Origin of the sequence: Pseudomonas sp. 22085 (assembly GCF_052045815.1) — a bacterium.
Lineage (GTDB): Bacteria > Pseudomonadota > Gammaproteobacteria > Pseudomonadales > Pseudomonadaceae > Aquipseudomonas > Aquipseudomonas glycinae.
This window is the reverse complement of the sequence record NZ_JBQEQA010000002.1, coordinates 263,827-289,792: the sequence shown is the minus strand read 5'-3', so window position 1 is coordinate 289,792 and position 25,966 is coordinate 263,827. Positions and strand designations below refer to the sequence as shown.

Sequence of the window (25,966 nt, the reverse complement as noted above, 5' to 3'; positions counted from 1 at the left end):
TGAAACTCCTCGATGGATGGTTGTTGCGGGGAGCGCCGCTCACACAGAGCGGCGCTTTTTCAAAAGGATCAGAACGCGAAGCAGGAACAGCCGAACGCGCCCCAGAAGCCGGCGAAATCGCTGACCGGCGCATTCGACATCCGCGCTTTTTCATGGCTGTGGGTATGCACCGCGCACGGGCCGCTGCACTGGTGTACCTGAGCCTGCAAGGGCGAATTCGGGCGCCAGTGGCCCGGGACTTTCACCACCGGCGACCAATCCGGCAGCACCGGCAGCGAACGCGGGCCGAGGTCTTCGAAGTCGCCGGCGGCGTACACGATCTTGCCGCCAACCACGGTCATTACCGACTCGATCCACTTGATCGCTTCTTCTTCGACGCTGAAGAAGTCCGCGCTCAGCGCTGCCAGGTCCGCCAGTTGCCCGACCTTGATCTGGCCCTTCTTGCCCTGCTCGGACGAGAACCAGGCGCTGCCATGGGTGAACAGTTCCAGCGCGGTGCTGCGTGGCAAACCTTCTTCGTACAGCGCCAGACCGCCAACGGTGCGACCGCTGACCATCCAGTACAGCGAAGTCCACGGGTTGTAGCTCGACACCCGAGTGGCATCGGTGCCCGCACCGACCGGCACGCCTTCGGCGAGCATGCGCTTGATCGGTGGCGTGGCTTCGGCGGCTTGTTTGCCGTAACGGTCAACGAAGTATTCGCCCTGGAACGCCATGCGATCCTGAATCGCGATGCCGCCGCCCAGCGCCCTCACCCGCTCGATGTTCTGCGGGGTGATGGTTTCAGCGTGATCGAAGAACCACGGCAGACCGTTGAACGGAATGTCGCGGTTGACCTTCTCGAACACATCCAGCATGCGGCTGATGGATTCGTTGTAGGTGGCGTGCAGACGGAACGGCCAGCGCTGTTCGACCAGGTGGCGCACCACCGGCTCCAATTCCTGTTCCATGGTCTGCGGCAGGTCCGGGCGCGGTTCGAGGAAGTCTTCGAAGTCCGCTGCCGAGAACACCAGCATTTCCCCGGCGCCGTTGTGGCGCAGGAAGTCATCGCCCTGATGCAACTTGACGCTGCCGGTCCAGTTCTGGAAGTCGGTCAGCTCTTCTTTCGGCTTCTGGGTGAACAGGTTGTAGGCGATGCGCACGGTCAACTGGTCGTCTTTGGCCAGTTGCTCGATCACCTGATAGTCGTCCGGGTAGTTCTGGAAACCGCCGCCGGCATCGATGGCGCTGGTCAGGCCGAGGCGATTGAGTTCGCGCATGAACTGACGGGTCGAGTTGACCTGATACTCCAGCGGCAGCTTGGGCCCCTTGGCCAGCGTCGAGTACAGAATCATCGCGTTTGGCCGCGCCACCAGCATGCCGGTCGGGTTCCCGTTGGCATCGCGCACGATCTCGCCGCCCGGCGGGTTCGGCGTGTCGCGGGTGTAGCCGGCGACGCGCAACGCGGCGCGGTTGAGCAGCGCACGGTCGTACAGGTGCAGGATGAACACCGGGGTGTCCGGCGCGGCCTAGTTGATTTCTTCGAGGGTCGGCATGCGTTTTTCGGCGAACTGGAATTCGTTCCAGCCGCCGACCACGCGCACCCATTGCGGGGTCGGTGTGCGGTCGGCCTGATCCTTGAGCATGCGCAGCGCATCGGCCAGCGACGGCACGCCTTCCCAACGCAGTTCGAGGTTGTAGTTCAAGCCACCACGGATCAAGTGCAAGTGCGAGTCATTGAGGCCGGGAATCACGCAGCGGCCCTTGAGGTCGACCACTTGAGTGCCGGCGCCCTTGAGCGCCATCGCCTCGGCATCGTTACCGACGGCGACGAAGCGCCCGTCCTTGATTGCCACGGCGCTGGCGAGGGGTTTTTCGCGGTCTACCGTATGAAATTGGCCATTGAACAGAATCAGATCGGCGTTCATCGCAGTTCCTTCGAGATAGGTGAAACGGAGCCCGGACCCGCCGCTTCAGCGCGGCGGATTGGCATTGGATTCGAGGTGTTTGTGTGACTGACCGGCTTCCAGCCACGGCGCGAACAGACGGGTCACCGGCGGCATGAACACGTAGACCACCGATACCACGATGGTCAGGGTGATCAGGAACGTGGCGACCACGTAGTTGGACAGGAATGCATTGAGTTGCAGCAACGGCCCCCAGATCAGCGGCACCAGCAAGGTGTGCGGCAGAATCACCAGCAGCGTCACCACGGCCTGCTTCCAGCGTGGTGGCGGCGATCCGGCCTCGGCCGTCGGCGTGAACCAGAATTCGTTGGCTGCGTTAACTTCGGTCTGATCGCCGTCGGCGAGCATCGGCGCGGCTTCATCGATCAGTTTCTGACGCTGCGGCGAGTCGAGCCAGCGCTGCATCGCGTCGGTCGAGCAATAACGCAGCACGCAGGTGAACAGCGCGAGACCGCCCTGCTGGCTGCGCATCACATCCACGCCCAAGTGCCCTTCTTCGCGCCCCGCCACGCTGACGATATTGCGCAGCCACGCTTCGTACGGCTGTTCGAAACCGGCCTTGACCCGGTGCTTGACGATGAGCGTCACGGTTTCTTCGGGTCCCGGTTTTTTCGGGGTCTGGGCATCAGGCATAACGGAGCACTCCGGGCAAACGAACATTGAGCGCCAGCCGTCCCGGCCCGGCGATCAAAACAGTGGTAAACAGGATCAACAGCAACCAGCCGAACTGCCCTTCGGCCACACTCCATTGCGGATGCACAAGCAGCAGCGCCACCAGCAGCACAAAGAGAATAGGCAAGCACGCCAGACGCGCCAGCACCCCGGCGACGATCAGCAGCGGACAGAGGACTTCGGCGAAGATCGCCAGAATCAAAGTGAGGTGAGCACCGAGGTGGAACGGGTCTTCGATCAGTTGCAGCTGCGCGGTGAAGTCCAGCAGCTTGGGCAAGCCGTGGACGAACAGCAGAAACAACCCGCCGGTCACCCGCAGGAACAGCAGGCCGAGATCTTGCGCCTGGTCATTGCGTTGTACAGCGTTCATGGGCCCACCCTTGATTAATCATTGCAGGCCATGGTGCAGCGATTGATCGGGGGGAAATTGGATGGGTGTGCTCTATTTTTGAGACCACCGTCGATCGTTCCCACGCTCTGCGTGGGAACGATCAGGTGAGCAGTCGATCAGTCGATCAAGCTACAGCGGGCGCCTCAGCCTTCAGTTCCAGATTATCCAGCACTCGATTCACCGCCAGCTCCCCCAGCATGATCAATTGCGCAATCCCCAACAGCACATGCCGCTGCGGGCCGTCCACCAGCCCGGCGAAGTCATTGGCCATGACCTTGGCCGAGGTCAGGGTTTCGCAGGCGTCGGCCAGCAGTTCTTCGCTGTCGATGCCGGGGGCGATGAGGTAGCGGGTGTTGGGTTTGAGCAGCGGTTTTCTGGGGAGCAGCGGATTGAGGTAGTGGTCGAGGGCGCGCTCGGCGGCTTCGTGGAATTTCTTGGAATCGAGGGTTTCGTAGGGCGAAGTGGGGTCGGTTTCAGGCGGGTTTGGCGTTGGTTTGATCATGGATAAAGCCTCTAGAGTAGTGGAGGCGCCACGCTTCGCTGCTAAACGAAAGAGGTGGCGGCCGTACGCGGGTTAGCAGACCAGGACTCTAGAACCCGGCGCACCGAAGTGCCCCACGCAAAGCCGCCATAACGTGGACGGTCAGGCGTAAGCCTGATCACGAACGAAGGGCATTGTGCGTCTAGAGTAGATCCGGGCTGCTAAACCCGATCGCTGCTTTTCAGCGACCGCCAAACAATAGAACCCGCCCCCTAGGCGCACAAGCCGGCGGATTCTGGCGTACACGTAGGCAAAGGCGCAAGGCGTTGTGGCTTACCGGAAGTAACCTTAAACGCCTTTCAACACCGCGCTAAACCGCCGGAATATCCAGCGTCACCGACATGAACTGACTGATCCGCGACCGCAGCCATTTCTCCGCCGGGTCGTTGTCATGCACCCCGCTCCACGCCATCGACAGTTGCGCCGCATCAATCGGAAACGGCGGATCTTCAGCCCGCAACGCACAGCCTTCGACCAACGCACACGCCGCGTAATCCGGCACGGTGGCGATCATCTCGGTGCCCGCCAGCAGCGCGCGCAATCCGCTGAACTGCGGCACACCAAGCACCACGCGGCGGCTGCGGCCAACCTTGGCCAGGTCCATGTCGATGTTGCCGCTCAGGTCTCCGGAGAACGACACCATCGCATGAGGCCGCTCGCAGTATTCGTCGAGGGTCAGCGGGCCCGGACGGTTGTCGCCGCGCAGGACCTTGCAGGGAATGTCGCGCAATTTCTTGCGTTTGGCGTTGGCCGGCAGATCGGTGGTGTAGCTCACGCCGACAGAAATTTCTCCCGATGCCAGCAACCCCGGCATCAGCAGGTAATTGGCTCGACGTACCACCACGACAATCCCCGGCGCTTCTTCCTGCAATTGGCGCAGCAGCGGCGGGAACAGACCGAATTCGGCATCGTCAGACAAGCCGATGCGAAACACGTCGCAACTGGTCGCCGGATCGAATTCCTTGGCCCGGCTGACCGCGCCGGAAATCACGTCCATCGCCGGTTGCAGCTCCTGGAGAATCGCCAGCGCCCGCGCCGTCGGCTCCATGCCCCGGCCATTGCGCAGCAACAGCGGATCATCGAACAGATCGCGCAGACGCCCCAGCGCCGCGCTCACTGCCGGTTGGCCCATGAACAGTTTTTCGGCGACGCGGGTCAGGTTCTTTTCGAACATCAGCGCTTCGAAAATCACCAGCAGGTTCATGTCGACGCGGCGCAGATCGTTACGGTTCATGGGGCACGTTTTCCTTGTTTTAGCCTGACGTGAAAGGTGGGAACTTTACTCGATCAGCGGCACTTTGGCCGCGCGTTTGTAGGGGCCGTATTCGACCGGCACCCACTGGAAGTGCTTGTCGACCGCCGTGATGTGGCCGATGCCCGGGAATGGCAAGTGCGCGGCCGTGACCCAGGTCTTGCTGGCCGCCGCTGCACTGAACACGGCGTTACGACTCTTGATCGCCTGCTGACCGTTGACGTCGAAGCGGATCGACACCTCCGGATGATCGAACTGCACCGCCAGGTTATGCACCAGATCGCCCATGAACACGATGCTCTGGTTCTGCGAAGTGAAGCGGTAGGTGGTGCTGCCCGGCGTGTGCCCGGCTTCCAGTGTGGCTTCGACCACACCCGGCAAAGGCGACTGGCCCTCTGCGAACGTCTTGAAGCGCCCGGCCGCCACGTAAGGCGCAGTGGAATCCTGGGCGATCTTGAAAAACTCCCGGGCACCGGCCGGCGCCTTGGCCTCGGCCTGCGGATCGAGCCAGAAATCGGCTTCGGCCTTGGCTGCATAAACCGTGGCATTGGCAAAGATCGGCCGTTGCTGGCCGTCGACCAGCCCACAGACGTGATCCAGGTGCAGGTGCGTCAGCAGAATCGCGTCGACCTGCTCAGGCTTGTAACCCGCTGCCTGCATGTTCGCCGAGAGCTGGCCGGCGGTGGCGCCGATGCACTGGCCCGCGCCGGTATCCACCAGAATCAGTTGTTTACCGGTGTTGACCAGGAAAGCATTGAACGCGGTCTGCACGCCCGGCGTTTCAATCGAACGCCGGGCCAGCAGCGCGCGAATCTGGCTTTGACTCATGCCCTGCAACAGCTTCGGCGACAAATCGTTGTAGCCGTCGAACAGCGCCGTCACCTCGTAATCGCCCAGCGCCAGCCGGAAATAACCCGGCGCCTGCGTGCCGACCTGCGGTGCCTGCGCCATGGCGCCGGACATCACACCGACCAACGCCAAGCCGATTACGCCGCGTACCAAATCTTTCATATGCATCCCCTCGCCCGAGCCCGATTCTGCGGCCCCTTATGGCCCGCCCCCAATCGTCGCCATCCTGCCCGGTTCCCGTCATGGGGACTTGCAGCGGTGTGCTGAGTTGCAGCCGACGGTGGAATTAACAACGTTTAACTCGTCAGCACCCGCCCCTCGCCAAACAATGAATCCCTCTGCGCAGCGTTGTTTTTTTGACCTGAGGGAAAGCGCTGACCGTGCGTTCCCCACCGACACGGACCTTGGCCATGGCTCACTCACAGCAAACCGTCGCCCTCGCCCCTGCCAGCGAACCCCGCAAGCCCAGCACCGGCGGCCTCAGCCCGCAACGGGAACGGCTGGTGAAACAGCTGATTCTCGAACGCCTCGGCGACAGCCTTGAAGTCACCGAACTGGCCAACGCCTGCGCACTCTCGCGCAGCCATTTTTCCCGGGCGTTCAAATGCAGCACAGGGTACTCGCCGCAAGACTGGATCCGCACCCAGCGCATTGCCCGAGCCAAGCAGTTGATCCAGCACACCAACCACAGCCTCACGCAGATCAGCCTGGAGTGCGGCTTTTGCGATCAGGCGCACTTCTGCCACATCTTCACCCGCAGCGAAGGGATCAACCCGTTTGCGTGGCGTTGTCAGGTCATGAAAAACCGCTGAGGCGGTTTCACTCTCGAGCCATCCGCTGGGCCAGTCGCGCCACCCGCTCGCCCAGGTGTGCGGCGGTTTGTTGGTCTTCCAAAGGAGGTACCTGCTCGGGCGGTTGCTCGACGCAGGATTGGGACATCGCGCCGAGGGAGCTGCCAAGACGATTCAGTTGGCCATCGAAGACACCTGCGCACGCACGCGCCGGCAACAGATCGAGCCCGACCCAGATCATCGAATGCTGGGCCGCAAACACCGCCATTTGCAGCAAGGTATTGAGCTTGTCGCCGCACAGGCTGCCGGAATTGGTGAAGCCCGCCGCGAGTTTGTCGCGCCACGGCCGGGCGAGGTAGAACGAGGCCGTGGCCTCCATGAATTGCTTGAACGCCGCCGAAGCGCTGCCCATGTAGGTCGGCGCACCGAAGATGATGGCGTCGGCGCGATGCAGGTCATCCCAGTGGGCTTCCACGTCTTCCACGGCCAGCAACAGGCAGGTGCTGCCCATGTGGCGCTCCACACCTTGGGCCACAGCCTGGGCAATGACGCGGGTGTGCCCGTAGCCACTGTGATAAACCACTACTACCTTGCTCATCGCAGCGTCCTCCGGACGTATGCATTCCATTGCCGTGGAGTTTTGGCTCTGAAGCCGACGCGGACGAGTTAATCGTTGTTAATTTTCCCCGGCTATCGGGCAAAACGGCACGGGTTCCGGCCTTTGAATACAGTGGTGACGGTACTGGATGCCGAGTGATGCAAAGGCCCGAGTCCTTCGCGAAAGTTGCGCTGGCGTCAAATCCTGAGGAATATGCTCGGATACTGCGGATCAGACGGCTTGCGTGCCCCTCAAGCCTCTATTCGCCCTGCCCGTCACGGATTCTTCACCCTGACGGATCAGGATCATAAAAAGCGTCGAAGGAGTGAGCGGTTGAGTCTTTCCCCGAATCAGGCCATCGGTTTCGGCCCCTATCGGATCCACCCCGGCCAGCGGCTGGTGCTTGAAGGCGACCAGCCTTTGCGCCTGGGCCGGCGCGCCATGGACATTCTGCTGATCCTGCTGGCCCATGCCGGCGAGGTCGTGAGCAAGCAACAGTTGATCGCCGGAGTCTGGCCCGACAGCGTGGTGGAAGACATCAATCTGCGGGTGCACATGGCCGCGCTGCGCAAGGCCCTCGGCGACGGTCAGGCCGGGCAGCGCTACATCGTCACGGTGGCGCAGCGCGGATACAGTTTCGTCGCGCCGGTCGTGCTGCAATCGATTGAACAACGTCCCACCACCGCCAACCTCGGCCGGCATAACCTGCCGCTGCGCCGCACGCGGATGATCGGGCGCCAGTCGGTGGTCGACAGCCTGATGACGCAACTGCCGCGCCAGCGCTGCATCACCCTGGTCGGCCCCGGCGGCATCGGCAAGACCACCGTGGCCCTGCGCGTCGCCGAGCAACTGATCGGCCGTTATCGCGACGGTATTCGTCTGCTGGATCTGGCCCCGCTCAAACATCCGGGCTCGATCTGCTCGCACCTCGCCGCCCTGCTGGACCTTTCGCTGCACGACAGTGAACCGATGGCCTGCCTGATCAACAGCCTGCGCGAGCGGCAGATGCTGCTGGTGATCGATAACTGCGAGCACTTGATCGACGCCGTGGCGATGCTGAGTGAAAACATTCTGCGCGGCGCACCGCAGGTGCACATTCTGGCCACCAGCCGCGAAAGCCTGCGTGCCGAGGGCGAGTATGTGCAGCGCCTGGAATCCCTCGACTGCCCGCCGCCGATTGCGGTGCTGGATCGCGATCAGGCGATGGAATTCTCCGCGCTGCAGTTGTTCGTCGAACGGGCGATGGCGGCCCACGAACATTTTGAGCCGGGCAACGCTGATCTGCCCTTGATCATCGACATCTGTCGCCGACTGGACGGCATCCCGCTGGCACTGGAACTGGCCGCTGCGCAGGTGGCGGGCCTCGGGCTGGAGGGTTTGCTGAGTCAACTTCAGGGACGCTTGCCGGCGGGCAATCAGACTCGTCTGGGTCGGCATGAAACCCTGCGCGCTACGCTGGACTGGAGCTTCAACCTGCTCAACAGCTGCGAACAGACCGGGCTGCGCCGACTGGGGGTGTTTCGTGGTGCGTTCACGCTGGAGTCCGCGGCGGCGGTTATCGTCGGTCAGCACATCGAGTCGAACGAAGTGTTTGCGTCGATCACGCAACTGGTCGCCAAGTCGCTGCTCAACGTCGAGGTTGGCGATGAAGAAGTGTTCTATCGCCTGCTCGACACCACCCGCCGCTATGCGCTGGAAAAACTCGACCAGGCCGCCGAACTCGGCGAAACCCGCGAACGCCATGCCGAACGCAGCCTGGCGCTGATGTATCAGGCCCAGGCCGATTGGGAGAACACGGCGACTGAAGTCTGGATCGAGCGTTACGCCCGTGGCCTTGAAGACTTGCGGGCGGCCCTTGAGTGGACGCTGAATGACGAAGGCTCGCGCGCGCTCGGCGTTCGACTGACGGCGACCTCGGCGCCGTTGTGGCAGGAACTGTCCTTGCTCAAGGAGTACGGCGTTCATGTACGACGGGCACTGGCGCTGCTGGCTTCATCCGACGAGCCCTGCCCGCGACTGGAAATCGCCTTGAAACTGGCCCTGGGCAGCGCCTGCTATCACACCTGGGGCGGCACGCCGGAAACCATCGAGGCCTTCGTCAGCGCCCGGCTGCTGGCACAACAGCACGACGACATGGCCGGTCAGTTGCGCGCCGTGTCGGGGCACATGGCGGTCAATCTCAGTTGCGGGCATTACCGGATGGCGCTGGAGCAGAGCGAGCAATTCGAAAGCCTCGGAGTGCACGGCGATGCGCAGCTGTCCCTGAGTACCCACCGCTTGCGGGTGCTCGCGCTGCATTACGCCGGCGATCAGCACCAGGCGCGAATCCACGCCGAACAGGTCATTCAGCGCATGGCCCACAGCGGCCACCTCAACCGCTTCACTCACGGTTTCGGCGTGCAATACGACCAGAGCGTCGCTTCGCTGACCGTCCTCGCCCGTGTGCTGTGGCTGCAAGGTTTCCCCGAGCAAGCCTGGCGTACAGCACGGCAGGCGCTGGACATCGCGGTGCAGATCAATCACGGCACCTCGATCTGCTACACCCTGGCACTCGCTTCGTGCCTGATCGCCCATTACAACGGAGATACACAGAACGCCCGGGCGCTGCTGCAACTGTTGCTCGAACAGGCGCAGAAGCATTCGGTGCTGCTGTTCTACACGTGGGCGCGGCACTACGCGCAGGTGATCGACGCCGACAAATCCCCCACCATCCCGCCCGCCGACAGCGGTCTGGTCAGGGAAATCATGGTCACGCTGGATCCGGGCTTCGTTGACGATGCCCTGCTTGAACGAGCACAAAGCGGCGCGGCCGGCTGGAGTACTGCGGAAATTTTGCGGGCCCGGGCCGAGCGATTGCTGGCCGCTGAATCGCCCTGTCATCACACGGTCGAAAGCGCCTTGCAGCAATCGCTCGAGATTGCCCGGACTCAAGGTGCTCTGGCCTGGGAGTTGCGCAGCGCGACTTCGCTGGCACAGTGGTGGCAGCGCCAGTCGCGTTATCGTGAGGCTATCGAATTGCTGGCGCCGGTCTACCAGCGCTTCACCGAAGGCTATGCCACCCCGGACTTGCGCAAAGTGCGCTTACTGCTCGACGAACTGCGCGGTCAGTCGGCCGCTTGAGACGGGTCGGGTACGGCCCAGGTAACGCGCGTGCCGACGCTCGACATCATTGAGTTCGCCGCCCTGCTCCAGCTGTTCGCGGGCATAGCGGCGCGTGATGTTGAGCATTCGATAGCGCAGTGCTCCGCCGGACCGGTCCGTTGTCAGCAGCGATTTGGCCGCTAACTGTTCGACCACGCCCACCAGCGTCGAGGGCGGCAGTTGTGCGCAACTGATCACGCCGATGGCGGCATCCAGGGTGAATGCCATCTTGAACACCGACAACCGCTGCAGCACGCGCTGTTCCTGCTCGCTCAAGCGCTGATAGCTCCAGTCCAGCGCAGCCTTCATCGACTGGTGGCGCGGCACGGCGGTGCGGCGACCGTGACTCAGGACTTGCAGGCCTTGGTCCAGTTGCGTCTGCAATCCGACCAGCGCCAGCGCATCGATCTGCGCGGCTGCCAACTCGATCGCCAGCGGCAGACCGTCGAGCCGGCGACAGATATCGCGCACCGTTTCCAGATCCTGCTCACGCAGACTGAAGCCGTGTTGACGGGCGCGGGCACGACTGACAAACAGCTGCACCGCCGAATAGCCCATGACCTCGGCGACACTGTTGAGGGCCGAGGCTTTGGGAAGGGTCAGGGGCGGCAGTGGCTGCAGGACTTCCAGAGCGAGACGCAACGGCTCGCGGCTGGTGGCCAGGATCGACAGACGCGGCGCAGCATCGAGCAATGTTTGCAGCAGGCTCCGGCAGGCCTGGTGCAGGTGATCGCAGTTGTCCAGCACCAGCAAGGCATGGCGCGCTGCCAGAGTGGGGAAATCGAGGTCGAGGGTTTTCAGCAAGTGATCGAGGAGCGGGATGTTTTCATCGATCAGCGACAGATCCACCTGCCACACGCCGTCACGAAAATGTTGCAGCAGCAGTTCCGCTGCGCGCAGCGCCACGGTGCTCTTACCGACACCGGCAGGCCCCGTCACCGTCAGCAGCCGGGACAACGGCAGTTGGCGCACCAGACCGCCGACCAGTGAATCGCGCCCGGTGACCGGCGTCAGTCGTGCAGGCAAATTGTGCTGGGGCGCTTGCAGGTTTTCGAACACCACTTGGGTGACGCTGTCGCCCTGCACCGGAGCCACGAAGCTGTACCCGCGTTGCGGCACATTGACGATGTAGCGCTGACCGTTTTCACCATCTCCGAGGGCCCGGCGCAGCGCGGCGATGTGTACCCGCAGGTTGATCTCCTCGACCACCGAGGTCGGCCACACCAGCGCGATCAATTGTTCTTTGCTGACCACCTGGCCGGCGCGCTCGACCAGCACTTGCAGAATGTCCAGCGCACGACCGCCCATGCGCAATTGCCGATCCCCTTCGAGGATCAGCCGTTGGCGCAAATGGAAGGCGTACGGCCCGAAACGCAGGACCGACGCCGAGTTCAATTCGTTGAGGCTGTTCATGTCCGTTATCTTCGCAGGCCTCGATGACGGTACAACCACCACGCGGGGTCCAGCACGGACATCCGGATGCCCGTAACGGACAGAACCGCTCTAGCTGAACTGTTCGCGATACTGCGTCGGGGTCAGCCCGAGCTTTTCGCCGAACAGAAAACGCATGTGCCGCACGCTGCCGAAACCGCTTTTGTAGGCCACGGTTTTCAACGGCAGATCGCTGGTTTCCAGCAGATTGCGCGCGCAATCGATGCGCGCACTTTGCAGGAATTCCATGGGTGTCATGTTGACCTCACGGGCAAACACCCGGGCGAAGTGCCGCGCACTCATGTTGGCAAGACTTGCCATGCGCTCGACGGTAAAAGCTTCTTCAAGGTGCTCCAGCACATGGTTCTGCACCCGGGTGATCGGGGTTTCCTGGGGCGCCACTGCCGCCATCAACGGGCTGAACTGCGCTTGCCCGCCCTGACGTTTCATGACGACCAGCAGCACCTTGGCCACGTCCTGGGCAATCTTTTTGCCATGATCGCGAGCGACCACCGCCAGCGCCATATCGATCCCGGCGGTGACACCTCCGGAGGTGATCAGGTTGCGATCTTCAATAAAAATCTGGTCGGTCGCGACGTTTGCCTTCGGAAAGCCCTTGATCAAGCGTTCAGTGTAATTCCAGTGAGTGGTCACACGATAGCCGTCGAGCAGTCCGGCATGGCCCAGCACGAAGGCGCCGGTACAGATCGAGCCATATTGCCCGACGCGCGTGACCGCACCTTGCAGCCAGGCGAGCAACGGCGGGTGTTTTTCGTTGTAGGCGCCGGGGCCGCCCGGCACCAGCAGCAAGTCGTAGCGCTCATCGGCTTCGTCGATGTGCCGATCGGTGTGCACGAGCACGCCATTGGACGCACGTAACGGCCCGCGCTCGGTGCCCAGGGTGGTCAGGTGATAGTGGGATTGCGGTTTCAGGTAGCGGTTGGCAACCGAAAACACTTCCAGCGGCCCGGCCATGTCGAGCAGCAGAAAATCGGGAAACAGCACCATGGCCACGGTCTTCATGGGGGTATCACCAAAATCCATGCAAAGTCATAAGTTCGCGCATTATGGCCGGAACAGGCGAAATCGTTGGAAAAGAATGCGTGATCCAGCCCACACAACTGTCAACCATAAAGGGACAGTATTTCAATTTTCATCTACTTATTGCATCGCAGGGTAACCAGTAACCTTCTCCTCACTCGGACGAATCAACGTCCTGAAAGGAGATTTCATCATGCTGACCCTTCGCAAAGCTTCCGACCGTGGTCTGGCCAATCATGGCTGGTTGAAGTCGTTCCACACCTTTTCCTTCGCCAGCTACCGTGACCCGCGTGAACAGGGTTTCTCCGACCTGTTGGTCATCAACGATGACCGCGTCGCCGCTGGCAAAGGCTTCGGCCAGCACCCACACCGTGACATGGAGATTTTTTCTTATGTGCTCGAAGGTGCGCTGGAACACAAGGACACCCTCGGCACCGGTTCGGTGATCCGCCCCGGCGATGTGCAACTGATGAGCGCCGGCAGCGGCGTGGCCCACAGCGAGTTCAACCATTCGGCAACCAAGCCGGTGCACTTTCTGCAGATCTGGATCGTGCCGGACGTCAGCGGCGCGAAACCGCGCTACCAGCAAGAGCACTTCAGCGAACAGAAAAAACGCGGTCGCCTGCAACTGATCATTTCGCCCGAAGGCAGTCACGGCTCGCTGAAAGTACGGCAGGATGCACGGGTGTATGCCGGGCTGTTCGATGACCAGGAAAGCGCCACCCTCAAGCTGCCTGCCAACCGCTACGCCTATGTGCACGTTGCTCGCGGCAGCGTGGAATTGAACGGCATGCAGTTGAAGGAAGGCGACGGCGTTCGGGTTCGTGAAGAACAGGCACTGACCCTGAGCAATGGCCAGGATGCCGAAGTCCTGGTGTTTGATCTGCGCCCGCAGGAATTGCCGGAAATGCCATGAGGCGCAGGTTTCGGCGCCCACAAAAACGGCCTTCACTGAAGGCCGTTTTTTATTGGCAGAACAACTACTCGTTTTCCAGCACAAACGCTTCGACAATGTGTTCGATCACCGCCCTGACCCGCGCGGTGTGGCGTAAATCCGCATGGGTCACCAGCCACACTTCATAAGGTAACGGCCGCGTACGTTCCGGCCACAGCCTGACCAGACCATCACGCTCGCCCATGTAGACCGGGATTTCTCCTACACCCAGACCGGCGGCAATCGAGCGCCGCACCAACAGACTGGAACTCAGACCGGCGACGATCCGCCCGCGAGTCATGGGCTCGGACACCAGGGTCAGATCCTTGTTGCCCTGCAGATACGGCTCGTAGACCACCAGATCGTGGCCCTCGAACGCACTGCCCGGTGCCGGTACGCCATGGCTGTCGACATAGGTCTGCGAGGCAAACAGCCCCACCGGCCAACGTGCGATGCGCCGGGCGATCAAGTCCGGATTGTCCGGACGGGTATTGCGCACGGCGATGTCCGCTTCGCGTTTGGCCAGGCTGAGGATCTGTGTGGAGGCGTCCAGTTGCACGCGCACGTCCGGATGCTGTTCGTGCAACTGCGCCATCGCCGGGATCAGAAAGTCGATGGCCAGCGAATCGGTGGTGCTGACCCGCACGCTGCCGGTCAGGCGATCGTCCAGGCCCTGGATACGCCGCTCCAGTTCCAGCGCCGAATGCTCCATTTTTTCCACCGACTTGAGCGCCGCTTCGCCGACTGCCGTCAGTGCATAGCCCTCGGAGGTGCGCAGGAACAAGGTCGCGCCCAGCGACTTTTCCAGTGCCGTGATGCGGCGCCCGACTGTCGCCTGATCCACGCCCAGTACACGCGCGGCCCCGCGCAACGTCGACTCGCGACAGACCGCAAGAAATACCCGTGCGTCATCCCAGTTCATACCGTTCTCCATTGATGCATAAACGCATCACAACCACGCAAACTCGCTGCATTAACGCAGCAACGATAGCCGATATGCTGGGCGCCATAAACCTTTCAAAGGATTGCCGTGATGCACACTTCAATTGCTTCGCCCGAACGTCCGGACACAAGTGTCTGGCTGGCGATCTTCGCCGGACTCTGCGCCAGCCTGGTCAGCATCGGTCTGGCGCGTTTCGCCTACACACCGCTGATCCCTTCGCTGATTCAGGCGCAGTGGTTTTCCGCCCATGATGTGGTCTATCTCGGCGCGGCCAACCTGGTCGGTTACCTGATCGGCGCTCTCCTTGGCCGACCGCTGGCACGTCGGCTTACCCAGAGAAACGCTCTGCGCCTGATGATGCTGGCGGTGACCGTGGCGTTTTTCGCCTGTGCGTACCCGGTATCGGTGAGCTGGTATTTCGGCTGGCGCCTGCTGTCGGGAATCGCGGGCGGCGCGATCATGGTGCTGGTGGCCGCGACCGTACTGCCCCATGTACCCGCCGCACGCAAAGGTCTGGCCAGTGGCGCGATTTTCCTCGGCATCGGTGTGGGCATCGCCGGCTCGGGGACGATTGTTCCGTTGCTGTTGGGTCTGGGTCTGCAAGCGACCTGGCTGGGCTTGGGCGCTCTGTCGCTCGCGCTGACGGCATTGAGCTGGTTCGGCTGGCCCTCGGAGCTGCCCCATGCAACCACCGCAATGGCTGAGGTGGAACCGGCAGAACCAACACCGCCTGCTGTTTATCTGCTGTTTGCCCAGTATGCATTCATGGCTGCCGGGCTGGTACCGGCCATGGTCTTTCTGGTGGATTACGTCGCCCGTGGCTTGGGTGCCGGGGCGCACGTCGGCGCGCTGATCTGGGTCATGTACGGTCTGGGCGCCATCGTCGGCCCGGTGAGTTATGGCTTTCTCGCTGATCATCTCGGCGCGCGGACCGGCATTCGTCTGGTGCTGGCGGTGCAGGCGATCACCCTGGGTTTGCTGGCGGTTTCGCATTCGTTCCTGGCGTTGGCGCTGCTGGCGGTGGTCCTTGGTTCATTTCCACCGGGCATTGTGCCGCTGGCATTGGCTCGGGTGCATGAGCTGGTGCCGGATCACCATCGCCAACAGGTGGCGTGGAGCCGGGCCACAGTGTCGTTCGCCACGTTTCAGGCGCTGGCCGGGTTCGCCTATTCGGCGCTGTTCAACGCCACGGGCGGACAGCATGTGTTGCTCTTCGTGATAGCCGGCGGTGCCATCTTGATCGCTCTGATACTTGAGTACGCCATGAAATTGCTGCCCTCCTCCGTCGAACAACGCTGCTGCGCCGAATGACGGGAATCATTGCGCCCTGACTGCGTTCCCATCTACTGATCACTTTTTCAAGAGGAATCGAAAATGACGTTGCCCACTGAAATGACCCGAATCGAAATCACCGAACCGGGTGGGCCCGAGGTTCTGCAATCCCGACGCGTGCCGCTGCCGGTTGCCGCAGAAGGCGAAGTTCTGATCCGCGTGCACGCCGCCGGCGTCAATCGCCCGGACGCCCTGCAACGCGCCGGCAAATACCCGATGAAGCCCGGCATGAACCCGATTCCGGGCCTTGAAGTGGCCGGCGAGGTGGTGGCGATTGGCAGCGGTGTCAGCACATTCGCGGTGGGTGACCGGGTGTGTGCGCTGACCAATGGCGGCGGTTACGCCGAATATTGCGCGGTTCCGGCGGGCCAGGCCCTGTCGATTCCCGAAGGGCTGGACTGGATTCAGGCTGCGGCTATTCCTGAAACCTTTTTCACGGTGTGGGCCAACCTGTTCGGCCTCGGCGGCGCCAGCCGCGGTCAGCGCGCCTTGATCCACGGCGGCACCAGCGGCATCGGTACCACCGCGCTCATGCTGTGCCGCGAGTTTGGCATTGAAGCTTTCGCCACCGCCGGCAGCGCCGACAAATGTGCAGCGATCCGCAATCTGGGCGGCGACGCGATCAACTACCGAGAACAGGAGTTCGCGGCGGTCATCGCCGAGAAAACCGCCGGCCAGGGCGTGAATGTGATCCTCGATATCATGGGCGGCTCTTACCTCAACGGGAACATCAGCGCATTGGGCATGGATGGGCGGTTGGTGATGCTCGGGTTTCTCGGTGGCGCGCGGGCCAATGACATTGACCTGCTGGCGATCCTCGGCAAGCGTGCGGTGGTCACCGGTTCCCTGCTTCGCGCGCGTACCTCGGCGGAAAAGGCCGCCATCGCCGATCAATTGCGCGAACACGTCTGGCCGGTGCTGGCCGCCGGACGCTGCCTGCCGATCATCGACAAGGTCTACCCGCTCGCCGACGCAGCCAAGGCCCATGCGCACATGGAAGCGGGCGACCACATCGGCAAGATCGTGCTGAAGATCGACTGAGTCGTTGCAGCATTTTGTAATCGTTGCAGGCGTGCGGTGGTCGAAAATGTCACGCGCGGGTCCAGGCATCTGGTAAAAAGCGTTCTTTGTCCACGCCCTGGTGAAACGTTTAATGTTCCTTGCCTTCATGACCCGACTTCGACGCCGCCGTCTGGCGTTCGCCTGCATGGCCGCCCTGATCGTCGGCGTGCCGGCGAGTTGTGCCGTGCTGGAACACACCGAGCGCAAGCTGCTGTTTCGCATTGAACCGGGCACCGCCGGCTGGTATCACGGCTTGCCCGGCAGCGTGCAGGAACTCGACCTGCAACCGAAAAGCTTCAAGGCCGGGCAAAACATTCACGCATGGTGGTGGCCGGCAGAGCGCGCCGATGCACCGGCCATTCTTTATTTGCATGGCGTACGCTGGAATCTGACAGGGCAACTGTTTCGTATCGAACAATTGCGCGCGGCAGGTTATTCGGTATTGGCCATCGACTATCGCGGTTTCGGCCAGAGCCGTGGCGATCTGCCGTCGGAAAGCACGGTGTACGAAGATGCCCGGGTAGCCTGGGAACGCTTCCAGCTGTTGCAACCCGATCCGAACAAACGCCTGATCTACGGGCATTCATTGGGTGGCGCGGTCGCCATCGATCTGGCTGCCGAACTCGGTCGCGACGCCATCAGAAACCACACCCCACTGCCGGTGCGCGGACTGGTTATCGAATCCACCTTCACTTCATTGGCGGATGTTGCGGCAGCCGTGGCCAACACCTCCCTTCCAGTCCGCTGGTTGCTGTCGCAGAAATTCGATTCCATCGACAAGATCGCCGAAATCCACATGCCGTTGCTGGTGGTGCACGGACTGGCCGACGCATTCGTGCCGTCACGCTTCAGCGAGCAACTGTTCGCCGCCGCCCGGCAGCCGAAACGCCTGTTGCTGGTACCCGGCGCCACGCACAACAACAGCATGGCGCTGGGCGGACAGAACTATCGCAAGGCGATCGATGCGCTGATGCAAACCCGACCTGCCGCACGGGTGGCGGGTGCTGCGGTGCAAAAGAATCCGCGCGATTCCTGACGTCCCTCCCCCGCAGACCATCGGTCACCCCGAAAGGAAATTCTTGCAGCATCGGCTGGCAATCCGGCGATCTGACGCTTTGCTGGATGGAGTCCATCCATGACGCTGCTTCGGCACACCCGGCCGCGCAGCGTTCCACTGCCTATTCGGGAGCACCACCATGAAAATCAACCCGTACCTGATCTTCAACGGCGACTGCCGCGCGGCCTTCACGTTTTACGAGCAATGCCTGCAAGGCAAGCTCGAAGCGATGATGACCTTCGGCGAAACGCCAGCCGCTGAACATGTGCCCACAGAGCACCACAACCTGATCATCCACACCTGCCTGAAAGTCGGCGATCAGATGTTGATGGCCTCGGATACCACACCCGACCGCCCGACCCAGGGCATGAGCGGTTGCTCGATTTCGCTGAATGTCGACAGCATCGCCGAGGCCGAACGGGTGTTTAACGCCCTGGCCAGGGACGGTCGCGTCGACATGCCATTGGAAGCCACCTTTTGGGCCGCACGTTTTGGCATGCTGGTGGATCGTTTTGGTGTGTCGTGGATGGTCAATTGCGAAACTGACAGGTGACGCTGTCATTGCAGCGGACATGAAAAAGCCCGACCTCTTCAGGTCGGGCTTTTGCGTTCAACGCTGGGCCAGCTCGTGCCGTACGCACTGCTCGTAGTAGGTCTGCTTGACAGCCGCCGGCTTGAGCCGCGACGCGCTGTCATAGGTCTGCTCGGTAATGCCCATGGCGGTCATGCGCATCCACGGTTGCTGAAACTTGCGTGCCTGCAAGCGTTTGCGCGCGCCATACAGGGAAATTCCTGACAACTTCGATTGTTGCGCGCCGGCGGCGATGTCCGAACCCCAGGTACACGCGAAACGATGGCTCTTGCTCAGTTCCCTGGCCTGGGCCTCCACCGCGAACAGAGCGAGGGAAAGCGTTGCTACGGTGATGACAATCGTCCGCATATAGCCCACCTAACCTTTTGAAAAAAGGCGAGTTTGCCGGGACTTGAAACACTCGGGGGCCAGCAGTTTGCCGCCTATTGCTCCCGGGCGCAGACTTCAACCTTCAATCGGTCTGTGCCTTCTTCCCGGCACTGGATGACGATCGGGACAAAACGCTGGATTACCGAGATATTGCTGTGCAAATGCTCGGTCATCCTGGGCGTGCTAAACGATCCACCTCCGGCCAGCACCATCGGCAACAGCAACTGGTCGGCCAGATGCTCTGCCACCGCTGCACCGCTATGCAACCAATCGGCTGCCTGATCGATAGCGGCGTCCGCCACCTTCTCCAAACGCAGTGAAGCCTGACCGAAAGCGCTGAAAACCTCCGTGACGTGTTCAAACGCATATTCCAGCAGCAACACGTTGCCCGGGCCACAGGCCGGATCAAGGATGACGGCGTTCAATTCTGCTGAAGCCATGTTCAAACGACGCGCCACCCGGTCGAGCTCGCGTACACCGACACTTGGCGCCAGCCCGGCCGTCAGCGCGAACGCCTGTCGCGAGAGCGGCAAGCCGCGCTCACACAAGTGCAGTGCTGACAGTTTCGATGGTTGCACCCTGACGTCGATTTCACCGCCACCCGCCGGTACAAACCCGTGGCGCAGCAACGTCAGTTCAACCTCCGCGCCCATGCGTCGCAGCAACGGTAGCCAGCTGCGGCTGAGAAAATCGGTCGGGGGCGCCAGCGGATTATGCGTGCCGCCGCTGATCCGCACGCGGCTGGCTTGCGGCGCCAGTAACAAGGCGGGCAGCAAGGTTTGCAACACCAGGGTGCAACTGCCGGCGGTGCCAATGGCAAAGCGATAATCGCCGCCACGGATCGGCCCTGGCTCGAAGCTCAATGTCTGCGAACCCAGTTCAGCCCCCTGGACCTTCGCACCGCAGACCTGCGCCGCCGCCATCACGGCGGTCAGGTGCTGGCGCAACAGGCCGGGACGACTGCGCCGGGCCCGAATCCGCACTATTCGAAACGCCTGGCCCGTCACCATCGACAGACTCAGCGCACTGCGCAACACCTGGCCACCGCCGATCGCGCCGTCCAGTTCAATAACGTCCTGTTTCATTTTTTTCCTTAGGCGTACAGGCCAACGGTTTCCCGCAGGTATCGATCGAGCTGCCGCGAATCCTCCCGGGTTCTGGGCAATGTCGGCACCGCACGCTCAAGCTCCGCCTCGATGAACGCATGCAGCGCCGGACGACGAGGACCGTATGCGCTCTCATCGGCATTGCGCTTGAGCGCGAGCAGTTCATCAACTTCATCGAGCAAGGCTCGGTCATCGACGGTACTCAGCAGATCGCTGAACGTCATCGGCGGCCGACCTCGCCCCTGATCGATCCAGCGCACCGACAGCAGCGGCCGCAGTACGTAAAAGTACTTTTTGAACCGCACGCTTTCGCCTTGCAGATAACCACGGAAGTTCTTCTTCGCCATCGACAGATAATGATTGCGCGCGGCTGGCGGGCTGTAGAACGCCTCGGCCAGTGCCCGCAGCTGAGAAACCGCTGCAGTCTCGCTGCGATAAACCAGCGGGGAGTCGAGCCATTCGAGCAAGGTCGGGTTGGATTTGCGCAACAGCCCGAGGGTCTTGCGCAGCTCCCAACCACTGACATCCAGCTCGTCATCCAGCGGGCGCTCGATCACATCACTTGGTGCATCGACCTGGACGAACCACTCCGGTTTCTCCACATAAACGAAGCGCACATCGTAATCACTGTCCGGCGAGGCAAAGCCCCAGGCACGGCTGCCCGATTCGCAGGCATACAGCACCGTGACATTGCGTTCGCGCTCTATGCGCGTCAGTTCTTCCAGTACCCGGGCACGCATGGTGTTGCACAGCGGGTGACGTTCTTCGAATTTCATGTCCTTTAATCCTTGTTCCGGCGTGCCTTGCGGCACGCGTTATCCCTTGACGCACACCACCTGACGCAGGGTGTGCAGCACTTCAACCAGCTCACGCTGGGCGTGCATGACTTTGTCGATGTCCTTGTAGGCCATCGGAATTTCATCGATCACCGCAGCGTCCTTGCGGCATTCAACGTGCGCGGTGGCGCGGATCTGGTCTTCGACGGTGAAGGTGTTTTTGGCCTTGGTTCGGCTCATGGTCCGGCCGGCACCGTGGCTGCAGGAGCAAAACGATTCTTCGTTGCCCAGACCGCGCACGATGAAACTCTTGGCGCCCATCGAACCGGGAATGATCCCCAACTCGCCCTTCTTCGCTGACACCGCGCCTTTGCGGGTGACCAGAATGTCCTCACCGAAATGCCGCTCTTTCTGCACGTAGTTGTGGTGGCAGTTCACTGCCTCCAGCGCCACTTCAAACGGTTTGCGGATAATCTGCCGCGTGGCCTGAATCACCGCTTGCATCATCAGCGCACGGTTCTGTTTGGCGAAATCCTGGGCCCAGCCCACGGCTTCGACGTAATCGTCGAAATGCCGACTGCCTTCTTCGAAGTACGCCAGGTCACGATCCGGCAGATTGGCGATGTGCTGCCGCATATCCGCCTGGGCCATCTGGATGAACAGGTTGCCGATGGCGTTGCCGACACCGCGCGAGCCGCTGTGCAACATGAACCAGACCCGGTTGGCCTCGTCCAGGCACACTTCGATGAAATGATTACCGCTGCCCAGTGTTCCGAGATGCCCGCGGTTGTTGGTGTTGGCCAGTTTCGGGTACTTGTCGGTGATCGCCTTGAACCGTGGATTCAGCGCCGCCCAGGCCTGATCCGCCTGTTGCGGAATCTCGTCCCAGGCGCCTTTGTCACGGCGCGAGCGGGTCGAACTGCGGCCATGAGGCACCGCTTGCTCGATGGCACTGCGCAGCCCGTGCAGGTTGTCCGGCAGATCGGCCGCCGTCAGCGAGGTTCGCGCGGCAATCATGCCGCAACCGATGTCCACCCCGACCGCAGCCGGGATGATCGCGCCGACCGTGGGAATCACGCTGCCGATGGTCGAGCCCTTGCCCAGATGGACGTCCGGCATAACCGCCAGATGCTTGAAGATGAAGGGCATCTTCGCCGTGTTCATCAACTGCTCGCGCGCTTCGCTTTCCACCGGGACGCCTTCGGTCCAGAGCTTGATCGGTTTGCCGTTGGCGACTTCCAGCAGTTGGTAAGTGTGTTCTTTCATCATCTCGATTCTTCAGGTAGTCCCACCGGCAGTCGCCGGCAGCTTCTAAAAAGGTGGCACGACAAAGGTTGATGACTGTTGCGCGTTGCCGCGCACCGGGGTTAGCCGGCCTCAGATGTACAGCCATCGGCATTCGTGCCGTCACGCGCACTGACAAGGGTTTGGTGAGACGTCTTGGATGTAGTCCCACCGGCATTCAGTGCCCGTGACAAATCAATTCTTTGGGCGGCTCATCGCCTCACCCCATGCGTTCAATCGCTTCGACCCAGTGCTGCGGCCCATATCGGCCGGCAGTGAACTGTTCGATCACATCAAACACCGCGTCACTGAAACCGCCGACATTCAGGATGTCGTCACGATCCGCCGCCGGTGTCGCCCAGCCCGGTTGCAGGTCAATGCAGACCAGACGTGCCTGGGGGTTGATCCGCTTTATCCGTTCCCATTGCAGCATCGTCTCGCTGGCGCCCTGGCGTCGCGCATCGATCCAGGATTCGTTGTCCGACACCATGATCAGCGTATCGACCCTGGCCTTGCTGTCCGCCAGCTTCTTCAACGGCGCCGAGCAGCAGGTTCCGCCGCCGAAAATGCCCGCAAGCTTTTCGGCATTGCTGATCACACTGTCGCGCGGGTTGAGGGTGATATCCACCACCTTCCATTCGAACGGCATCACCCGCGCCGTCGTCTGTTTACGCAACACCGCCGCCGTAATCAGCGCCGCCACATCGATGCAGCGCACCGCGGTGGTCGCGCCCTGACGATAACCGGTCAGCGGGCTCCCCATCGAGCCGGAAACATCCGGGCAAACCACCACCGCACCTTGCAGCTTCGGCACATTGGTCAATGACAGCTCCAGCGCATCCTGCAAAGCCTCGCGTATCAGCGCCGGCACGTCATCGCCGACCATCCGGTACGCCGCCAGCAACTGGTACGGATACACCCGCGCCTTCGCAACGGCTTCAGGATCCGCCAACCGCGCGGCCACGTATTCGGTGCAACCCGGTACTTCAAAAGCACCGTGGCGCGCCAGCGTATTGAGGTTGATGCGCAGGCCCTGCCACCCCATATTTCGTGCCTGAGCCGCCCATTGCTCCTTGCTCAATGTTTCGTTACCGAGCAATTGAAAAGGCACTTCAGGCAATTGATCACTCGCACCGCTGCGAAAGGCCAGCAAATCGCGAGTCAGTGCGGGCAACGCCTGTGCATCCACCGATTTGCCGATCACCCAGGCGAAAAACGCTTCGCGCCAGGCCTCGGACGGTTTTGGGTGAACCATCTTCAGCACATCTGCCAGCGAAGGCTGATTGCCGATCGATGCCTGCAAAAGCTGTCGCTCGGTCGCGCTGTTCAGCCAGTTCTGCACCAGACGCTTGGGTTGGGAGCCGAGGGAGCGGCGACCGGTGGCGCCACTGCGCAGGATCTGCACGAAGTTGCGCAGCATCTCGCCGCTGTCCACGACCTGCCCGAACACCTCCGGCACCAGCGCCGAGCGCTGAGCCGCCAGCGCCGCCAGCAACAAGGCCGGCATGTCTTTCATATGACCCTTCTGGCGAGCATAAAGAGCGGCATTCGCCACGAAGCGGCTGTCCAGCTCTGCCACCAGTTTCAACACCTGATCCAACTGACTTTGAGCGGATGCGTAAAAGGTCGAATTCAGGCAACCGGTGACTGCCAGCTGGGCCAGCTGATGCTTGGGCGTGTAGGCATAAGCCGCAGCCCCGGAAGCATTCAAGGTGTCGCACGCCGGCAGGTTTTTCGATTGCGTGTTGAAGAGGTTGAAGTTGGCCATCGTGGCGTCTCGCTGTGTTGTCCTGTTCGTTGTGACAGGTATTGCAGCCGCTGTGCCAGCTTTTGAAAATGTTCATTAATCATTTTTATCTATTTGATTTTAAAGGTTTTTATTTTAAATCCGAGCATCTCTGAATTTTCGCCACGACAAATAACGCCGTCGAACACTATCATTGGTTATCGTTACTTATCTTTCAGGATAATCAATGTCCAGCAAGCGCACTGTCGCCATCGGTTTCATAGGCGCCACCCTCGATCGAGTAGGCAAAGGCGCCAACCGCTGGAACCATTGGCGGCCTAGCGTGGGCCTGTGCCAGCAGCCGGATGTCTTGATCCATCGACTGGAACTGATACACGGCACGGACGCCCGGGACGCGAGCCTGGCCGAACGCATTCGCGAGGACATCCGTCAGGTATCGCCGGACACAGAGGTACGGCTGCACCCGATGGCGTTGCGCAACCCCTGGGATTTCGAAGAGGTCTACGGCGCACTCCACGACTTCACCTCCGAATACACCTTCGATACCGAGCGTGAGGACTATCTGGTGCACATCACCACAGGAACCCACGTCGCGCAGATCTGCTGGTTCTTGCTGACCGAGGCGCGCTACCTGCCTGCGCGCCTGATCCAGACCTCCCCCGCCCGCCGCAAGAGCGATGAAGAGCCGGCCACCGGCACCCACGCCCTGATCGACCTTGATCTGTCGCGCTACGACCGGATTGCCTCGCGCTTCACCCACAAACGTCTGGAAGGCCTGGAGTTTCTCAAGTCCGGCATCGCCACTCGCAACACCGCGTTCAACCGTTCCATCGAGCAGATCGAACGCGTGGCCGTGCGCTCCAAAGCGCCGATGCTGCTGATCGGCCCGACCGGCGCCGGCAAGTCCTTTCTTGCCCGACGCATCTATGAGCTCAAACGCAGTCGCCATCAAATGCAGGGGCGTTTCGTTGAAGTCAACTGCGCCACCTTGCGTGGCGACGGAGCAATGTCCGCGCTGTTCGGCCACGTCAAAGGCGCCTTTACCGGCGCACAAGGCGCCCGCGACGGCCTGCTGCGGGCGGCTAATGGCGGCATGTTGTTCCTCGACGAGATCGGCGAACTGGGGGCAGATGAACAAGCTATGCTGCTCAAGGCCATCGAAGAGAAGCGCTTCTTCCCGCTGGGCTCGGACAAGGAAGTCGACAGCGACTTCCTGATCATCGCCGGCACCCACCGCGACCTGCGCAGTCGCGTCGCCGAAGGTCTGTTCCGGGAAGATCTCTACGCACGGATCAACCTCTGGACGTTCGACCTGCCAGGCTTGGCCGGACGCCGCGAAGACATCGAACCCAATATCGATTTCGAGCTTGAACGTCACGCACGCGAATACGGCCAACTGGTGCGCTTCAATCTTGAAGCCCGACGGCGCTACCTGAGTTTCGCCAGCTCACGGGAAGCTGCGTGGCTGGGCAACTTCCGCGAACTCTCGGCCTCGATCACGCGCATGGCGACGCTGGCCGACAGCGGGCGAATCGATGAAGCGCAAGTGGAAGAGGAAATTGACCGGCTGCGGTATGCGTGGGGGCTGGCGCAACCGGCCAGTGCGACGACTGACCTGCCGGGCGATGCCGACACGCTGGATCTGTTCGATCGATTGCAATTGAAGGCGGTACTGGAGGTTTGCAAACAGGCAGACAGCTTGTCGGATGCCGGCAGACGCCTGTTCGGCGTGTCGCGACAGGCCAAGGCGCAGCCCAATGATGCGGACCGATTGAGAAAATACCTTGGTCGGTTCGGCATTGACTGGAGCAAGTTGCGCGAGCAGTGAAGCGCGGCCGCAATCAACTAAGCCGTTGAGATAAACTGCGCCACACCGCAATACAAACATCGAGCGAAGGGCAGACACGGATGAGCTTACTGGAATTTTTCTCAGACCTGCTATCACTGTGCAGCTTCGAAACGTCCGGCCAAAAGCCTCGCAGAGTCTTCACCCGCGGATTTGTCGTGACCTGCGTCTTTGTGGCGATCATCGAGCTGTTCTTGCTGAACCACATCTATAGCGGGCGTCCGTGAACGAATAGCTATGAGTTCCCGCCCGTCAGTTGACCGGC

Annotated in this window: 22 protein-coding genes and 1 pseudogene; 8 read left to right on the top strand and 15 right to left on the bottom strand. The window is 61.6% G+C overall.

Annotated elements, in window-relative coordinates; all coding sequences use genetic code 11:
* Positions 1-68: 68 nt before the first annotated feature.
* The 6 genes and pseudogenes from ACTJK7_RS03570 to ACTJK7_RS03545 all read right to left on the bottom strand — a co-directional run bounded on the left by ACTJK7_RS03570 (position 69) and on the right by ACTJK7_RS03545 (position 5,813).
* Positions 69-1,907, bottom strand: a pseudogene (locus ACTJK7_RS03570) (amidohydrolase).
* 45 nt (positions 1,908-1,952) lie between these two features.
* Positions 1,953-2,579: an antibiotic biosynthesis monooxygenase gene (locus tag ACTJK7_RS03565; protein WP_011333415.1), complete on the bottom strand. Its 627-nt coding sequence runs from the start codon at positions 2,577-2,579 to the stop codon at positions 1,953-1,955.
* Positions 2,572-2,988, bottom strand: coding sequence for a DoxX family protein (locus ACTJK7_RS03560; protein ID WP_039771512.1), 417 nt, complete (start codon positions 2,986-2,988; stop codon positions 2,572-2,574). Before ACTJK7_RS03560 ends, ACTJK7_RS03565 begins: the two co-directional genes overlap by 8 nt.
* A 145-nt stretch (positions 2,989-3,133) precedes the next feature.
* Positions 3,134-3,511 carry a DUF6124 family protein gene (locus ACTJK7_RS03555; protein WP_064378892.1) on the bottom strand — a complete coding sequence of 126 codons (378 nt, stop codon included), beginning with the start codon at positions 3,509-3,511 and terminating at the stop codon, positions 3,134-3,136.
* Positions 3,512-3,860: 349 nt separating this feature from the next.
* Positions 3,861-4,784 carry a LysR family transcriptional regulator gene (locus ACTJK7_RS03550; RefSeq protein ID WP_011333412.1) on the bottom strand — a complete coding sequence of 308 codons (924 nt, stop codon included), beginning with the start codon at positions 4,782-4,784 and terminating at the stop codon, positions 3,861-3,863.
* Between the two features lie 45 nt (positions 4,785-4,829).
* On the bottom strand, positions 4,830-5,813 hold the full coding sequence (locus ACTJK7_RS03545; RefSeq protein WP_108560813.1) for an MBL fold metallo-hydrolase: 984 nt from the start codon (positions 5,811-5,813) through the stop codon (positions 4,830-4,832).
* A gap of 248 nt (positions 5,814-6,061) precedes the next feature.
* Here ACTJK7_RS03545 and ACTJK7_RS03540 point away from each other — a divergent pair, with 248 nt between their 5' ends.
* Positions 6,062-6,463 carry a helix-turn-helix domain-containing protein gene (locus ACTJK7_RS03540; RefSeq protein ID WP_064378890.1) on the top strand — a complete coding sequence of 134 codons (402 nt, stop codon included), beginning with the start codon at positions 6,062-6,064 and terminating at the stop codon, positions 6,461-6,463.
* A 7-nt stretch (positions 6,464-6,470) separates the two neighbouring features.
* Here the strand turns inward: ACTJK7_RS03540 and ACTJK7_RS03535 are convergent, their stop codons facing one another.
* Positions 6,471-7,040: a flavodoxin family protein gene (locus tag ACTJK7_RS03535; protein WP_108560810.1), complete on the bottom strand. Its 570-nt coding sequence runs from the start codon at positions 7,038-7,040 to the stop codon at positions 6,471-6,473.
* A 333-nt stretch (positions 7,041-7,373) separates the two neighbouring features.
* On the opposite strand from ACTJK7_RS03535, the gene ACTJK7_RS03530 reads away from it, so the two are divergent.
* On the top strand, positions 7,374-10,160 hold the full coding sequence (locus ACTJK7_RS03530; RefSeq protein ID WP_108560807.1) for an ATP-binding protein: 2,787 nt from the start codon (positions 7,374-7,376) through the stop codon (positions 10,158-10,160).
* On the opposite strand, the gene ACTJK7_RS03525 is transcribed toward ACTJK7_RS03530, so the two are convergent.
* The gene (locus ACTJK7_RS03525; protein WP_108560804.1) at positions 10,122-11,594 is read right to left on the bottom strand and encodes an ATP-binding protein; all 1,473 of its coding nucleotides are present in this window, start codon (positions 11,592-11,594) and stop codon (positions 10,122-10,124) included. The two genes, ACTJK7_RS03530 and ACTJK7_RS03525, sit on opposite strands and share 39 nt — an antisense overlap.
* 90 nt (positions 11,595-11,684) lie before the next feature.
* Entirely contained in the window at positions 11,685-12,635 is a 951-nt protein-coding gene (locus tag ACTJK7_RS03520; protein WP_323151300.1) for a GlxA family transcriptional regulator, read from the bottom strand.
* 211 nt (positions 12,636-12,846) lie between these two features.
* Here ACTJK7_RS03520 and ACTJK7_RS03515 point away from each other — a divergent pair, with 211 nt between their 5' ends.
* The gene (locus ACTJK7_RS03515; RefSeq protein ID WP_108560798.1) at positions 12,847-13,569 is read left to right on the top strand and encodes a pirin family protein; all 723 of its coding nucleotides are present in this window, start codon (positions 12,847-12,849) and stop codon (positions 13,567-13,569) included.
* Between the two features lie 64 nt (positions 13,570-13,633).
* Here ACTJK7_RS03515 and ACTJK7_RS03510 read toward each other — a convergent pair whose 3' ends face one another.
* On the bottom strand, positions 13,634-14,509 hold the full coding sequence (locus tag ACTJK7_RS03510; protein ID WP_108560795.1) for a LysR family transcriptional regulator: 876 nt from the start codon (positions 14,507-14,509) through the stop codon (positions 13,634-13,636).
* 111 nt (positions 14,510-14,620) lie between these two features.
* Between ACTJK7_RS03510 and ACTJK7_RS03505 the strand changes: the two genes are divergently transcribed.
* The 4 genes from ACTJK7_RS03505 (at position 14,621) to ACTJK7_RS03490 (ending at position 18,534) form a co-directional block, all read left to right on the top strand.
* Positions 14,621-15,841, top strand: a complete 1,221-nt coding sequence (locus ACTJK7_RS03505) for a YbfB/YjiJ family MFS transporter (protein ID WP_440780281.1) — start codon at positions 14,621-14,623, stop codon at positions 15,839-15,841.
* A gap of 63 nt (positions 15,842-15,904) precedes the next feature.
* Positions 15,905-16,903 (top strand): NAD(P)H-quinone oxidoreductase, encoded by a 999-nt coding sequence (locus tag ACTJK7_RS03500; RefSeq protein WP_108560789.1) that lies wholly within the window; start codon positions 15,905-15,907, stop codon positions 16,901-16,903.
* Positions 16,904-17,015: 112 nt separating this feature from the next.
* Complete coding sequence (locus ACTJK7_RS03495) at positions 17,016-17,960, top strand: alpha/beta hydrolase (protein WP_108560786.1); 945 nt, start codon at positions 17,016-17,018, stop codon at positions 17,958-17,960.
* A 160-nt stretch (positions 17,961-18,120) separates the two neighbouring features.
* The gene (locus ACTJK7_RS03490) at positions 18,121-18,534 is read left to right on the top strand and encodes a VOC family protein (protein ID WP_108560783.1); all 414 of its coding nucleotides are present in this window, start codon (positions 18,121-18,123) and stop codon (positions 18,532-18,534) included.
* A 57-nt stretch (positions 18,535-18,591) separates the two neighbouring features.
* Here ACTJK7_RS03490 and ACTJK7_RS03485 read toward each other — a convergent pair whose 3' ends face one another.
* From ACTJK7_RS03485 to ACTJK7_RS03465, 5 genes are all read right to left on the bottom strand, one after another.
* Complete coding sequence (locus ACTJK7_RS03485; RefSeq protein ID WP_064378879.1) at positions 18,592-18,921, bottom strand: hypothetical protein; 330 nt, start codon at positions 18,919-18,921, stop codon at positions 18,592-18,594.
* A 74-nt stretch (positions 18,922-18,995) separates the two neighbouring features.
* A complete protein-coding gene (gene rtcA / locus ACTJK7_RS03480; RefSeq protein ID WP_108560777.1) occupies positions 18,996-20,027 on the bottom strand; it encodes an RNA 3'-terminal phosphate cyclase in 1,032 nt (343 codons plus the stop codon).
* 8 nt (positions 20,028-20,035) lie between these two features.
* A complete protein-coding gene (locus ACTJK7_RS03475) occupies positions 20,036-20,824 on the bottom strand; it encodes a nucleotidyltransferase domain-containing protein (RefSeq protein ID WP_108560774.1) in 789 nt (262 codons plus the stop codon).
* A gap of 39 nt (positions 20,825-20,863) precedes the next feature.
* Positions 20,864-22,090: an RtcB family protein gene (locus ACTJK7_RS03470; protein WP_108563658.1), complete on the bottom strand. Its 1,227-nt coding sequence runs from the start codon at positions 22,088-22,090 to the stop codon at positions 20,864-20,866.
* Positions 22,091-22,328: 238 nt separating this feature from the next.
* Entirely contained in the window at positions 22,329-23,876 is a 1,548-nt protein-coding gene (locus ACTJK7_RS03465) for an RNA-binding protein (RefSeq protein WP_440780280.1), read from the bottom strand.
* 205 nt (positions 23,877-24,081) lie between these two features.
* Here ACTJK7_RS03465 and rtcR point away from each other — a divergent pair, with 205 nt between their 5' ends.
* Positions 24,082-25,683: an RNA repair transcriptional activator RtcR gene (rtcR, locus tag ACTJK7_RS03460; protein WP_108560768.1), complete on the top strand. Its 1,602-nt coding sequence runs from the start codon at positions 24,082-24,084 to the stop codon at positions 25,681-25,683.
* Positions 25,684-25,966 lie beyond the last annotated feature (283 nt).